Origin of the sequence: Streptomyces sp. NPDC059455 (assembly GCF_042750115.1) — a bacterium.
In the GTDB taxonomy this organism is placed as follows: Bacteria; Actinomycetota; Actinomycetes; order Streptomycetales; family Streptomycetaceae; genus Streptomyces; species Streptomyces endocoffeicus.
In genome coordinates, this window is the sequence record NZ_JBHYVB010000270.1 from 1 (window position 1) to 12,734 (window position 12,734).

At 69.5% G+C, this 12,734-nt stretch carries 13 protein-coding genes and 4 pseudogenes; 4 read left to right on the top strand and 13 right to left on the bottom strand.

The window, feature by feature from the left end:
* Positions 1-21 precede the first annotated feature (21 nt).
* Positions 22-312, bottom strand: a pseudogene (locus ACFXB5_RS48385) (transposase); the annotation flags it as partial.
* Positions 313-325: 13 nt separating this feature from the next.
* On the bottom strand, positions 326-589 hold the full coding sequence (locus ACFXB5_RS48390) for an integrase (RefSeq protein ID WP_385221092.1): 264 nt from the start codon (positions 587-589) through the stop codon (positions 326-328).
* A gap of 83 nt (positions 590-672) precedes the next feature.
* Between ACFXB5_RS48390 and ACFXB5_RS48395 the strand changes: the two genes are divergently transcribed.
* The gene (locus ACFXB5_RS48395) at positions 673-1,008 is read left to right on the top strand and encodes an integrase core domain-containing protein (protein ID WP_385221095.1); all 336 of its coding nucleotides are present in this window, start codon (positions 673-675) and stop codon (positions 1,006-1,008) included.
* Between the two features lie 40 nt (positions 1,009-1,048).
* On the opposite strand, the gene ACFXB5_RS48400 is transcribed toward ACFXB5_RS48395, so the two are convergent.
* The 5 genes from ACFXB5_RS48400 to ACFXB5_RS48420 form a co-directional block, all read right to left on the bottom strand.
* On the bottom strand, positions 1,049-1,339 hold the full coding sequence (locus ACFXB5_RS48400; protein ID WP_385221098.1) for a hypothetical protein: 291 nt from the start codon (positions 1,337-1,339) through the stop codon (positions 1,049-1,051).
* A gap of 67 nt (positions 1,340-1,406) precedes the next feature.
* Positions 1,407-3,518 carry a hypothetical protein gene (locus ACFXB5_RS48405; protein ID WP_385221101.1) on the bottom strand — a complete coding sequence of 704 codons (2,112 nt, stop codon included), beginning with the start codon at positions 3,516-3,518 and terminating at the stop codon, positions 1,407-1,409.
* A 209-nt stretch (positions 3,519-3,727) separates the two neighbouring features.
* Positions 3,728-3,871, bottom strand: a complete 144-nt coding sequence (locus ACFXB5_RS48410) for a hypothetical protein (RefSeq protein ID WP_385221104.1) — start codon at positions 3,869-3,871, stop codon at positions 3,728-3,730.
* A 46-nt stretch (positions 3,872-3,917) separates the two neighbouring features.
* Positions 3,918-4,352: a hypothetical protein gene (locus tag ACFXB5_RS48415; RefSeq protein WP_385221107.1), complete on the bottom strand. Its 435-nt coding sequence runs from the start codon at positions 4,350-4,352 to the stop codon at positions 3,918-3,920.
* 108 nt (positions 4,353-4,460) lie between these two features.
* Positions 4,461-4,661, bottom strand: a complete 201-nt coding sequence (locus tag ACFXB5_RS48420; protein ID WP_385221110.1) for a hypothetical protein — start codon at positions 4,659-4,661, stop codon at positions 4,461-4,463.
* Between the two features lie 29 nt (positions 4,662-4,690).
* On the opposite strand from ACFXB5_RS48420, the pseudogene ACFXB5_RS48425 reads away from it, so the two are divergent.
* Positions 4,691-4,783: pseudogene (locus ACFXB5_RS48425) on the top strand (DUF317 domain-containing protein); the annotation flags it as partial.
* A gap of 125 nt (positions 4,784-4,908) precedes the next feature.
* Here ACFXB5_RS48425 and ACFXB5_RS48430 read toward each other — a convergent pair.
* The 3 genes from ACFXB5_RS48430 to ACFXB5_RS48440 form a co-directional block, all read right to left on the bottom strand.
* Positions 4,909-5,484, bottom strand: coding sequence for a hypothetical protein (locus ACFXB5_RS48430; protein ID WP_385221125.1), 576 nt, complete (start codon positions 5,482-5,484; stop codon positions 4,909-4,911).
* Complete coding sequence (locus ACFXB5_RS48435; RefSeq protein ID WP_385221113.1) at positions 5,481-5,969, bottom strand: hypothetical protein; 489 nt, start codon at positions 5,967-5,969, stop codon at positions 5,481-5,483. The genes ACFXB5_RS48430 and ACFXB5_RS48435 overlap by 4 nt, the downstream gene beginning before the upstream one ends.
* A gap of 884 nt (positions 5,970-6,853) precedes the next feature.
* Positions 6,854-7,075 carry a hypothetical protein gene (locus ACFXB5_RS48440; RefSeq protein ID WP_385221116.1) on the bottom strand — a complete coding sequence of 74 codons (222 nt, stop codon included), beginning with the start codon at positions 7,073-7,075 and terminating at the stop codon, positions 6,854-6,856.
* Between the two features lie 2,193 nt (positions 7,076-9,268).
* Between ACFXB5_RS48440 and ACFXB5_RS48445 the strand changes: the two genes are divergently transcribed.
* Together ACFXB5_RS48445 and ACFXB5_RS48450 are read left to right on the top strand one after the other, a co-directional pair.
* Entirely contained in the window at positions 9,269-10,684 is a 1,416-nt protein-coding gene (locus tag ACFXB5_RS48445) for a DEAD/DEAH box helicase (protein WP_385221119.1), read from the top strand.
* 158 nt (positions 10,685-10,842) lie between these two features.
* Entirely contained in the window at positions 10,843-11,085 is a 243-nt protein-coding gene (locus ACFXB5_RS48450) for a DUF5302 domain-containing protein (protein WP_078644677.1), read from the top strand.
* Between the two features lie 14 nt (positions 11,086-11,099).
* Here the strand turns inward: ACFXB5_RS48450 and ACFXB5_RS48455 are convergent.
* The 3 genes and pseudogenes from ACFXB5_RS48455 to ACFXB5_RS48465 form a co-directional block, all read right to left on the bottom strand.
* Positions 11,100-11,541 (bottom strand): annotated as a pseudogene (locus ACFXB5_RS48455) (transposase family protein); the annotation flags it as partial.
* A 45-nt stretch (positions 11,542-11,586) separates the two neighbouring features.
* Positions 11,587-12,336, bottom strand: a pseudogene (locus tag ACFXB5_RS48460) (integrase core domain-containing protein); the annotation flags it as partial.
* Positions 12,306-12,689, bottom strand: a complete 384-nt coding sequence (locus tag ACFXB5_RS48465) for an IS3 family transposase (RefSeq protein ID WP_385221122.1) — start codon at positions 12,687-12,689, stop codon at positions 12,306-12,308. The pseudogene ACFXB5_RS48460 and the gene ACFXB5_RS48465, both read right to left, overlap by 31 nt.
* Positions 12,690-12,734: the final 45 nt, after the last annotated feature.

Consider the following 12,734-nt stretch of genomic DNA (forward strand, 5'->3'; position numbering starts at 1 on the left):
AGCGGTTCACCAGCGCGTCTCTCCGGCGAAATACTTCGCCGCCTTGCGCAGGATCTCGCGTTCCTCCTCCAGCTCACGGACCTTCTTGCGCAGGGCTGCGTTCTCCTCCTCCAACGGCGTCGGTGGCTCGGTCGGCACCTCCGCCCGGCGTCCCCGAGGCCGGCTCGCGCCGGCTGCCCGGACCCAGTTCCGCAGAGTCTCGGGATTGATCCCCAGATCGGCGGCGACCTGTCGGATCGTCGCCTCGGGCCGCGACTGGTACAGCGCGACCGCGTCCGCCTTGAACTGCGGCGGATAGTTCTTCATGACCACGAGATGTCCGTTCTCAGATCCTCAGGATCCAGTGTCTCGTGTGTCCAGGATCAAGGGTCAAGGCCCAGTGGCGTCGGGGTATCAGCCCGGACAGGGCTGCGAACCAGAACCGGTCGGCGGGCTCATAGCGCGCCGGCCCGGTCAACTGGCGGTGCAGGACCGCGTTCTCGTGCCGCAGCACCAGAAGTTCCGCGTCCTTCGCCGTCTCGCGACGGAGGAGCACTGCTGGAACCGTCAGCAGCTTCCGGGTCACCTTGTACAGCAAGGAAAGGAACACGTGGGGCATGATCCCAGCGGGCCGTCCACACCCTGCTCAGCTATGGCGATGACTTTTCGAGCGGCACAGGGAAGTACCCGCAGGTGTTCGACGCTATCCTCGCCGACGCCGGGATCCAGACCGTGCTCACCGGCGTAATGATGCCGCGGATGAACGCGGTGATGGAACGCTGGGTAGCGACCTGCCGACGCGAACTCCTCGACCGGACGCTGATCTGGAACCAGCGCCATCTCATCAACGTGCTACGCGAGTTCGAGATTCATTACAACACCCATCGCCCGCACCGCGCTCTCGGCCAGGGCTCACCTCTGGGATCACGGCCCACGCCGATCAACGATCCGGACCGGATCGTCCAACGGGACGTACGCCGACGCGACCCACTCCGCGGAACCCTCCACGAGTACCGACATGCAGCCTGACTAGCGTGGACATACTTTCCGGCACCCACAATCTTCACCCTCAGGGTTCGGGTTGGGCTGGATCTTGTTCCAGACGTAGGCGGCTCCGGTGACGACCGGGCCTGCGACGAGAACGGCGCCGCCGGCGTCCTCGAGGAGTTCCTTCGCGGTCTCGCGTGAGGTTCGAGACGACGATGGAGATGACCTCCAGGCTTCCCAGGGCCTCCGCGCCGTCGTCCTCGTTCACCAGTGCCACCTCGGCTGCACCCGCCACGTCGGGGTCCTCGGTCAGCCAGCGGTAGAGGTCGTGTACGCCGGGGCAGCCCTCGGCGGTCGTGACTCGGACGCTCAACCGCACGGCACCTACCCCGATGTGATCCTGTGATGGGCGCCGATCGTAGCGCTCTTGCCGGGGTTTACTAAGGAGTTGGCGCTGTGCTCGATGGGCCCGCCGTGGAAGCGGCGGACACCGTGCCGTACACGCTCACCTTCATGGACAGCCTGCCCCAGTCGTCGCGCATGATGACGTGTGCTTGGTACTGGGTACCCGGCTCAGCCGACTGAGGGGGATGGAAGCGGACGGTGTACACACAAGGGCCCGAGGCCGGGATGTACTGACCGGGATGGGCCGTCTTGGGGCAGGAGGTGGGAGTCACACCGAAGGCGGCGTGGTCGGGATCAGTCTTGTCGACGGTCAGGGTCCGCTCGTCGTCGCACTCCTTGAAGGCCTGCCATGCGTAGTCGTCTGTGGCTTCGCCGCCTGCGGGCGCGCCCAAGGTGAGAGTGCCCCCTGCGAGCGGACAGCTGACGGGGCCCTGGCCGGGGTCCGTGGGCGGCGATGAGGTGATCCGGGTGGGCGACGGGGGTGCCGTGGCCTTGGTCGGGGGGCCGGGGGACGTACGGCTCGGCGACGGGGGCCGGGTGGGGGTCCGGGGCGCGGTGGAGATCGGGTCCGGGGGCCGGGTGCCGGTCGCGGCCAGGGAGGTGACCTGCCCGCTGGGGGTCGGCCTCGCCCGCGGCTGACCGTCGCCCGCGGTGGCGAGCCCGGCGAAGACCCCGCCGACCACCAAGGCGGCTACCGCCGCGGTGATCGCCGCCGGATTGGAGGCGGCAGCGGCGAACCCCGTCTTCCCGGCCGCCGCGCCGCCGTGGCCCGCGGTGCCCGCTATATGGCCGATCACTCCCCCGGCGGCCAGCGCCCCGCCGGCCGTCGCCAGAGCCACCACGCCCAGCGCCCGCTTGCGCACCTCCTCCTCCTGGCGGAAGTACGCCTCGTCCGCGGCCGAGCCCAGTGCGCGGGCCGCGGCCGCGCCCAGGTCGAGGACCTGGTGCCAGGCGCCCCAGCGCAGGGAGCGGGCCAGGGCGGGGGCCGTCGTACGGGCCAGGGCGCAGACGGCCGCATGGTCGCGGGCGCGTGCCGCAGCCGCGAGGACGTGGCAGACGACGGGGGCCTCGGTGGCGATGTCATGACGGGTGGCCGTTGTCGCGGCCGCCCAGGCTGTCAGGGCGGGCGCCAGCTTCGCCGCGTCCCGGGCCGGGCCGGTGCGCTCGGCGACCAGGTGGGCGACGCGGCCGGTGGTGCGGTAGCCCGTGCCGGAGGAGCCGATGAGGGCCAGCGAGGTCAGCTCCGTGATCGCGGCCTTGTCCACGCCGCCCGCCAGGATCGGCAGCAGCTTCGCGGACAGCGGCAGCGGGGACAGCGCGTCCAGCAGACGCAGGAGTACGGACGCGGCGTCGCTGAGCCCGTTCGCGAGCCCCGTCACCCGCGCGTCCTCGTCCACCTCGAAGGTCGTGTCCGCCGCCGCCTGCACCAGCGTCAGCGGATGGCCCCGGACCGCCGTGACCAGCCGTCTGGCCGCCTCGTACTCCTCGTCGCGCAGTGGCCGCCGTAACTCTTCCCCGAACAGCGCGAGCGCGGGCTCCTCCTGGAGGCCCTCAAGGCGAAGCGCCCGCCCCTCGTCCCAGGTGTGGCGCTCGGCGGTGGCCAGCAGCACATCGCATCCGGGCGCGGCGTCCATCAGCTCGGCCAGCTCGGCGGTCGAGCCCTGGAAGTCGTCGATGACGAGCAGCGCCCGCACCGAGCCCATCAGGCGGCGCACCCTGGCCGGCTCCGGCTTGTAGTCCTCCGCCTCGTAGCAGGCGTGGAAGAGCTCCTGGACGAGGTCCTCGGCCGGCACACCCGCCGCCGGGAGATACACCACGTCTCGGCCGCTCGTCGCGGCGTCCGCGGCGTAACGGCGCAGTAGTACGGACTTCCCGGTCCCGGGTGGGCCGTAGACCTGCACTGGGTAGCCCTGCCCCAGCCACCGCTCCAGTGCGGCCAGCTCACGATCACGCCCCAGTAGCTGGGGCGCGCGGTCGGGCAGTGCGCGGCCCGCGGGACGGGTGCGCCGCCGCGTGGGCGGCGGGCCCTCGCTCCGTACGCTGACGGACGAGCCCAGCGCGGCGTTGATGACGACGTTATGGTCGCCGACGACGACCTGGCTGCCCTCGACATCGCCGTGGACATGGATGCCGTGCGTACCGGCCATGGGGTTGCCCTCCCCCGTAGCGCCCACCCAGGGAGGAAGTTATAGCAGCCAAATGGGCTGTCCAGACCTTAATGTTCGTTATTGCCCGAAGTTGTCCGACGGGTTTCGTTCACCGCCGGCCGGGGCCCGGACCCTTCCCCCGTGCTCGTCGCACGCGCCTGGCCGGTGCCAGGGGCGCGCGTGAGCACAGGGGTTGGGTGTGGGGGGCGTTACGAACGGCCGTGGGAGTTGTTGTCCTCGTGCTTGCCGTGGTCGCCGTGGTCATCATCCGCCACCGGGTTCGTGCTCAGCACGCAGCCGGTGTCGGAGTCGATCCGGACCTCCTTGAGGCTGTGGTCGCACTCGATCTTCACGACCCACACCAGCTTTTTCTCGTCCTTGCGGTGGTCGTCCTTGTGCTCAGTCCGCGATAGCGGTAAGGAGTTCGTCCGGGATTCCGTCGGCGGTGGCTTCCTCCGTGTCCAGGCGGCTGGTGGTCTGCTGTACGGCCTGCGAGGCGAGCCGGTGGACGTCGTAGGCGACGAGCTCGGTCTCGGGCAGCGCCTGGAGCACCTCTGTCCATGAAGTGCCAACGGTGAAGTACGCGTCGAAGTCCTGGATATGGCGCTGCAACTCGGCGGTGAAGGCGGTAGTTGGGTCCTGGCCGCGGTCCCTGCGGGCGTTCAGGGTCGAGGTGAGGACCTGGGCGACGTACTCCTGCCAGCGGGCTCGCGAAGAGGTGAGACTGCTGGCCAGGTGTCTCCGGAATTCGTCGAAGGCGGGGCCGGAGGCTATCTGCTGGCCGATCCGTCGGGCCAGGGCGTCGAAGTAGTCGGGCTGCTGATCGTCAGGCATGGCCTTAGCTTCACGGACCGGCCCGGTATGCGGGGCGTTTCCGCTGGAGACGATCACAGCCTCAAACGTGCGCAGAGCTACACGCCACCTGGCCACGGGCCTCGGCTCTCAGCGCGGCTCAGGAGAACTCTCGGGATGTCGCACATACGGAGCGGGCCGGGCCGACGCTGCCGGGCGGGCCACGATCCACATCATGTCGCCGTCGTACTCCACGACCTCGCCCGGCAGGATCAGCAGCCCCGGCTCTCCGTCCTGCCAGGCACCGCCGATCCGGCGCACCTGCACCGACGGTCCCCGCGCGCCAGCCATGAACACGGTCACCCCCCGGGAGGGAGCTGATGGCGGTGCCGGCCAAACCGCGCAACTGGACAGCGACCTTCACCGGTGAGGTGCCCGTCGAGCTGATCGCCGCCTTCCTGGCCCCCCTGGTCACGCCCGACGGCATAGCGCCACCTCGCGGTCCCGATGCCCTCGACTGCCGGGCCGCCTTCCCGGAACGTCATCGTGCCGTGGAAGCGCTCTGCCGCAGGGGCAGCCGGGCCGAGACTCGGGGGCCTCACCGCTGCGCCGCGGAGCGTTGCTTGTCCGCCACCTTGTGCCAGGGGTTCTCGGCCCTGCTCTGCGCGCGGTCCAGGTACTCCTCCTTCACCGTGGACGAGCCCTCTTTCCACCGGCCCTGCTTGGTCGGGTCGCCGCCAGCGTCCGCGATCTCCTGGGCGCCGCCGCGTCGCAGCCCGTGCGCGGTGATGTCCTGCCAGTTCGGCAGGTCGGCAGCGTACGCGCGGCCGCGGATCCAGTCGTTGACCGCGTCACCGGTGACGAAGTCGCCGGACACGGTCGCGCTGGCCCGCGACTGCAACGTGCCCGCCACCGTGAGGGCGCGCAGCACCGGCCCCTCGTCGATACCGAACCGGTGCAGGCAGTTCAACCAGTCCCGGGTGGCCTCCACCGGGTCGTACCGCGGGTCGTCGGCGTCGGCCGGCACCCAGGTCTCCTCGCCCTGGGCGTCCTGGTCGGTCTTGGAGTAGGCGACCCACTCGGCAACGCCGCCGTCCTCGACGAGCAGGTCCTCCACCGTCGGGTGCGCCAGCTCGCTGCGCCGGTTGAGGGCCTTGCGGCCGACGAGGATCACGAAGCGGTCCCGCAGCCCGATCGGGGGCGCAGGTCGCAGGTGTCGGCCATCGCCCGGGCCATGGCGGCCGTGATCGCCGGTGCCTTCCTCACGCGGTTGCGCTTGCTCCAGCGCTTCCGGTACTCGCGCAGCATCGCCCGGGCCAGGCTGGTGCCGGGCTTCTTGTCGTCGGGCATCCACGTCCGGACAGCCGACAGGTAGGTGCTGATCGTGTTCGGCCGCATCTCCCGCGCGATCAGGTGCGCGCAGTACTCCACGTACGTCGCCGTGGTGCACGGCCGCGCCACTCGACCCATGCCCTCGCACCACTCCTGGAACAGCTTCCGCTGGTTGCGGTAGTTCCGGTCGGTGTTGTGCGGCGCCGACTCCGTCTCGAGGCGGCGGGCGGTCTCGTCGGACACCTCGTAGTCGCGTCGGGTGTACTGCGGGCCGTCCTCCGTGGTCGGCATGGCCTGGCCCGGGTAGAGGATCGTGTGATGGTCCACCAGCGGCTTGGCGGGCGCGGCCGTGGCCGGCAGCAGAGACCGCCCGACGGCCGTCCTCGATCGAGCTGTCCGAGAGTCCGGCACCGAGCCCGGCCAGCAGGAACTGGTCGACCAACTCCTGCTCGAAGTCCTCGTACTCCCGCGCTGTCTCCAGCCGCCGCGGTGCACCGATCGACCGGACGACCGCGAGCGTCATCGACGCCTCAGCTCACAGGTCACGACCATGCATCATGGATAGCGGCAGAGTATCGGGGATCGCGACGGAACGTCGAACTCTCCACGCGATCGAGTGAACCCCCGCTCACCAGCGCCGCAGGCCAGCAGAAGATGCGCGGAGCAGGAGGAACTCACGGGAGTCCTGACACAGGGCCGGGGCAGCACCTTCACACCCCGCCCGCCTGCGCCCGGCGATCCGATCCCCGGGCCGCCCGAGGGGACGGCCCTGGCCGCTGTCCCGGGCCAGCTCTCCGGAGAGACGACGTCCGCGTAGAGGTTGCCGAGCCGACGCTACGACCGCATTGCACCCGCGGGGCACGCACACGAACGGGGTTGGTGCGCGAAGCCCTGACGCACCACCTGGAGCGAGACCGATCGGGCACCGTCCGCACCGGCGTGGCCCGCACGTTGGCGCGGCGTGTGGGCCTCACTTGGATGGTCCAGAGCGGACTCATCGGCGACCAGCCCCAACGGCGGTGCACAGCGGCAGGCACCACCGTGTTCTCGCATCCCAGCTCTTCCAGGACCACGCGCTGTTTCCGACCGATCGCGTGGTCTTTTCTCCCGACGCCCTCCCCGAGCGCTGCCGTGGACTTCCATGTGGGCATGAACCATCTCTCCTGCGGCCTCGTGGCCGCCGCGCCGGGCCCGGCCCCTGCACGTCGTCGTCATTGCGTTCCACCCGGAGCGGACTGGTCCGGCTCTGGTCCGGTGCCCAGCCGACGGCGCCCCGGCAGCTGTGCCGGGAGCTGTTCCTCGTCGGACGGAGCGGGCGGCTCCGCGGTGGCCCGCTCCGCAGCCATGCGGGCGCGCTCGGGGCGGTCGATTGCCGACGGCTCCGGCTCGTCGGGCCGGGGACCGGTGCCCAGAGGACGGCGAGAGGTGCTCACTGTTCAACCCTCCCCAATACGCCGCGGTTGCGGAGGTCGCCCAGGTCCGGCAGCCGGATTGCTGGCAGTTCGGCATCCAGGTCGGCCTCAGCAGCACCCTTCCGGTGCGGGGAGGTCGTAGCGGGTTCCGGGATCGGTGCCTGGGGACCGGGCCCGAGCGCACGACGAGCGACTGTCACGTTGATGATCGTACGGCGGGTTCGGGGCCGCGTCCTTCAGACGGAGTGATGGTCCCGGACCATTCCCCCTCCCAGCCGCTCGCACCGGCCTCCGCGGCATGATTCGAAGCCAGAGCCGTAGAGCAACCTTGGGGGAGCGTCCCGGCCAGGATCTCGGCTGGGGCGCAGCCGGTGGTGGTGCTTCTCGTGCAGCCGGGACCGGTTCAGGGGTGAGCAGTGAGCGCGTCGATGAGCGCGCGCGGCTGCGGCACCGTGTCCTCGCCGACATCCGCGTGCGCCTGATCGAAGGCCTCGGAGGCCGGGCGAAGACGTCGAGCAGGCGGCCGGACCGTACGCGGCTGGCACCTCCCGCAGCGCCGTACGGAAGGACAGCGAGTCCCACGCGCCTTGCGCCAGGTCCTCGGCGAACTGGCGTTCCTCCGGCGCGGGGACCCACGTTCCGGCCTGGTACGCCTTCAGCAGCACAGCCGCGTCGCGGCGCAGCGCCTCGGCAAGTGCGGGCATCGTCACGCACTGCCCAACGAACCGGGGCGGCGCACGGCACGGCGCCGGCGCGGACCACGGCGGGACCACCTAAGGGAGCCGGTCCAGAGCGGCGGCGATTTTCGCCGCGGTCGCGGGCGGGCACAACCTTCCGGGCACAGTGCCTTCAAGGATTGCGGATCCTACTCGTATCAGTGACAGGCGGGCCGTCCAATCTCGCTCGCGAATACTCGCAGGTCAGGACACGTGAATGAGGGGGCTGATGGCGCAGTGCGGTGTGCCCCGCCGGGTGAGCCGCGATCCCGTCCTGTGCCTCTGCCGCGACAATCTGGCGGCCAGGAGTGCGGGTCGGCGGTAAATGACCTGGTCAGGTCGCTTTTGCGGGGCTAACCCCGCCACGTTCCATCCTGGCGCCGCCCTGTCCGAGCCGTCGCCCCGCGTCGCATGAGCCAGGGAGTCACCACTGCTCGATTACCCACTTGAAGGGTGTCTTTATTGCCGTACGGTGGTTGAGTGGGCCCGTGGGCGTACACATCGAGTTCCTGCGCTTCTTGCTGCGCGACCGCGATGGCAAGTACGGCGAGGCGTTCGACGCAGTCTTTCGGGCCGAAGAGATGGAGATTCTCAACAGTGCGCCACGGGGCTCCCCGTATGAACGCGCACTGCGAACGCATTATCGGCAGCATCCGACGCGAAGCCCTCGACCACGTCCTCATCATGAACGTCCCACGCCCGCAACGTCGTCGCGGCCTACGAGCGGCACTACAACGAACACCGGCCCCACCAAGCGCGCCATCAGTTACCACCCGACGCCTCTGCACAACCTGCCGTGGCGCAGGACCTCAACACTCACAAGGTCCTGCGTACCCGGATCCTCGGCGGTCTCATCAACGAGTACCGCTATGCCGCCTGATCAGCAGCGATGACTTTTCGAGCGGCACAGGGCCGGGTTCCATGGCCGAGCTCGACGTACGCGCGGTCGGCCCACGCAGGGTCCGATACTTCCGCCCCGCTCCGCATGCGTGGATCGCGCACCGGGGACACCTCCGGTGTCGTCGGGCGCGGCGTGCGGACCTTTATGTGCACAGGCATGGTGGCCGCAGGGTCGCACCTGTGCCGTCGCAGCCGTGCCTTCGCGGCGTCACGGGTGCGTCATCGGTGGAGCGGGCGCGCCCGCACCACCGCACAACTCCCGGGTGGCAGTTGGCCGTTCTTCGCCACCGGCACGGCTAAGGGCTGTGGCGCCCTTGCTGAATGCCTCGTTCGTGCACGTCACGCTGCAGCCGTGCATCCAGAGGCTTCGGCGTGGGCGAAGCGGGGGAAGCAGCGGGCAGACGGCTGACTGAGGCCGGGACTGCCGGGACGCGATCTCGGGACGCGATCTCGGGACGCGGGGCTGTCACTTCGTGTTAGCCTTGTATTTTTGTGTGCTCGTGACAGTTGGCGATCCTGCCTGTCCGGTTCCTTTTGTTCGTCGACTGCTCATTCCTACCGGGCCTTCCTCGGTACGTTCGCATGCGGAAGGCTCTCCATGAATCACCCTGACCTCCCCGGCACCTCGCGCAGCGATCCCGCCCCGCTCATGGCCACTGCGCCAACGGTGCCTCCGGTCGCTTCCTTCGCCAGCCTGGAGCTACCAGCCGAGGTGCTGCGAACGCTCAGCGAACTCGGTGTGCGCGAGCCCTTCCCGATCCAAGCAGCAACGCTGCCCAACGCCCTCGCGGGACGCGATGTCCTGGGGCGCGGGCGCACCGGATCGGGCAAGACGCTCGCTTTCGGCCTACCGCTGCTCGCACGGATGGCTGGGCGGCGCGCGGAACCGAAGCAGCCCCTGGCTCTGATCCTGGTGCCTACCCGGGAGCTGGCCCAACAGGTCACCGAGGCGCTTGCGCCGTACGCGGAGGCACTGCGGCTGCGGATGGCCACGGTCGTCGGCGGCATGTCGATCGGCCGGCAGGCCGCTGCGCTGCGCGATGGAGCCGAGGTGGTCGTCGCCACCCCCGGCCGTCTGCACGACCTCATCGAGCGCAGGGCCTGCCGCCTGGGACGGGTAGGGATCACTGTCCTCGACGAGGCCGACCAGATGTGCGACATGGGCTTCCTGCCGCAGGTGACCGAGGTGCTCGACCAGGTATACCCCGACGGTCAGCGGTTGCTGTTCTCGGCCACTCTGGGCCGCGACGTCGACCACCTGGTCCGCCGCTACCTCCACGATCCCGTCGTCCACTCGGTCGACACGTCCGCGGGCGCAGTCACGACGATGGACCACCATGTTCTGGTCGTCCACGGCCCCGACCGGTACGCCGTCACCACGGAGATCGCCGCCCGCGACGGCCGCGTACTGCTGTTCCTGGACACCAAGCACGCGGTTGACCAGCTCACCCGGCATCTGCGAGCCAGCGGAGTGCACGCCGCGGCCCTGCACAGCGGCAAGTCCCAGCCGCAGCGCACACGGGCCCTGGCGCAGTTCAAGAACGGCCGGATCACCGTCCTGGTGGCGACCAATGTCGCGGCCCGTGGCCTGCACGTCGACGACCTCGATCTCGTGGTCAACGTCGACCCGCCCACCGACCCCAAGGACTACGTGCACCGCGCGGGCCGTACCGCCCGGGCCGGTGAGTCCGGCAGCGTCGTCACGTTGGTGCTGGCGGGCCAGCGCCGCGAGATGAGCCGACTGATGGCAGAGGCCGGCATCGAGCCGACCATCACCAAGGTACGCTCGGGCGAGGCGGAGCTGAGCCGGATCACCGGGGCCAAGGCCCCCTCCGGCACCCCGCTCGATGGCGGGCCGGCCGCGCCCCGGCCCAAGAACACCAACGCTCCCTTCCGCGGCCTGGGCACCAGCAAGGACACCTCCCGCGGCGCCGGCGGCAAGTCCCGAAAGGCTGGCGAGGCCCGCAAGCTCGCCGAAGCCCGCAAGGCGGCCCTGGTGCGTCGCGGCGGCTGAGAGCCGTCGCCCTGATAGTCGAAAACTTCCGCCCCGGAACGGAGAACCTCCAGCCCGGCCCGAAACCCTCCGGTGCATACACCTACGAGATGAACGCCCTCGTGGTGTGCTCGGCATGACAAGCTGTGCTTCCCACTGCCCGAACCCAGGAGGTCGCCATGACCGCAGAGTCTGTATCCGAAGAAGGTTCGGAGCCGACTGACCCCGAGACGTCCGCTCTGGTGCCCGACAGCGACGGCCACTACGACCTGAAACGCAAGTTCCGGGAGGCCCTGGCGCGCAAGCGCAGTGTGCAGGCGGACGCCGCTGACCTCGCTGCGAACGTCGAGGCGTCGAAGGTCCGTAGGGCGAACGGCCCGGCTGCGAGCCAGCGGTCGTTCCGGCGCAAGAGCGGCGGCTGAGTCAATGAGCTCTTTCAGCATTGCCGCTCCAGAGTGAGCACGGCCGCGGAGATTGACGAAATTCGATTCGGACTGCACCGGGACCTGCGGAAGATCCGCCACGACTTCAGCCGCGCGACGCCGCGCTCGACCGGTGCCCGTGCTGTGGACAGCGCTTGGTCGACGGTTTGCTGGGTCGGGGTGAGGTCACGGCCCGGCGGGCGTCTGAGGGGTGTCGTCACCCACGGGCCAGCTCCCATGTAGGCGCGGTCGGCGAGGATGGGAACGCCCTGGCGTTCGCAGATCCGGATGATCCGGTGGCGCGGGCCGTAGCGAGATCGTGCGCGTGGCCGGGCCTAGTCGGCAAGATCCACAGCAGCCGCCGACCGGGTCGGTCACCATCTGCACGTTTACTCCGTGTCGGCGGTGCTTGTGGGAGAAGTCGGCCCGGCCGTCGCCGACCCGGTAGGCGTGGGCGGTGCCGACGGAGATTGCCCTTGCCGAGAATGTCATCCGTGCAGGTCATGCGGCATGTTGGTACTCGTGGAGGATCCCGCCGAGTCGATCGTGTCGTCGTATGTCGAGACGGCTGATCTGCTCAGGATCGTCGATCGGCGTCGGTAAGGCGTGCAGCGGTCTGGCGTTCCCGATGCCCTGGTGCGGCCGGTGTGCGTTGTAGAACTGCTCGAACTCGCGCAGGACGTGGAGCAAGTGTCGGTGGTTCCAGATCAGGGTGCGGTCCAGGAGTTCCCGTCGGCAGGTCTGCACCCACCGTTCCATGAGCGAGTTCATCCTCGGCATCTGAACACCGCTGAGCACGAGCTCGATCCCCGCATCCGCCAGAATGGCATCGAGCAGGCCGGGGAACTTCCCGTCCCTGTCCGCGATCATGTAACGCGCTCTGCAGCCTACGTCCTCAAGATCCATGGCGAGGTTCTTCGCGGCCTGTGCCTCCCACGCAGAGGTCGGGTGGGTGGTGGCACCGAGGATCCGGATCCGTCGGCTTGCGTGCTCGATGACAGCGAAGACGTGCATTCGTGCCCCGGATAGGGTGACCGTTTCGAAGAAGTCGCAGGCCAGCAGGGCGTCGGCCTGGGAGCGCAGGAAGTTCGTCCAGGTGCTGGAGGCCCGCTCGGGTGCTGGACCGATGCCGGCCTCTTGCAAGATCTCCCAGACGGTGGAAGCGGCCACCTTCACGCCCAGGACGAGCAGTTCGCCGTGCAGCATGGCGAACGCATTCGTCACGCCCAGGTAGGCCAGTCGCAGCAGCACGGTCGATCATCTTGCCGCGGTGAACGCCAACCTCGCGAGACGCCCGTTCGGGCGACTTCGCCGGTCGACCTCAGGTACACCGCGCGCACCGCCTCCCACCAGGGCGGATGATATTTTCGGCAAGGGCAGGGCCAGGAATGGTCCGTTCGCTGGGGCGCTGGGTCGATCCCGGCGTTCTTCAGGATCTCCCAGACGGTCGATGCGCCGATCTTGTGTCCCAGGTTGAGCAGTTCGTCGTGGATCCGGCGGTACCCCCACCCGGGGTTCTCCCGCGCGAGGCGCAGGACCAGCTGCCGTAATGCTTGTCGACGACGGCGTAATTCCCCAGGGGGTTTGTCGGGGGAATTCCCCACCCCCTGGGGTGCCGCGGATGTCAGCTGGTCGGGGGCTTGGACGAG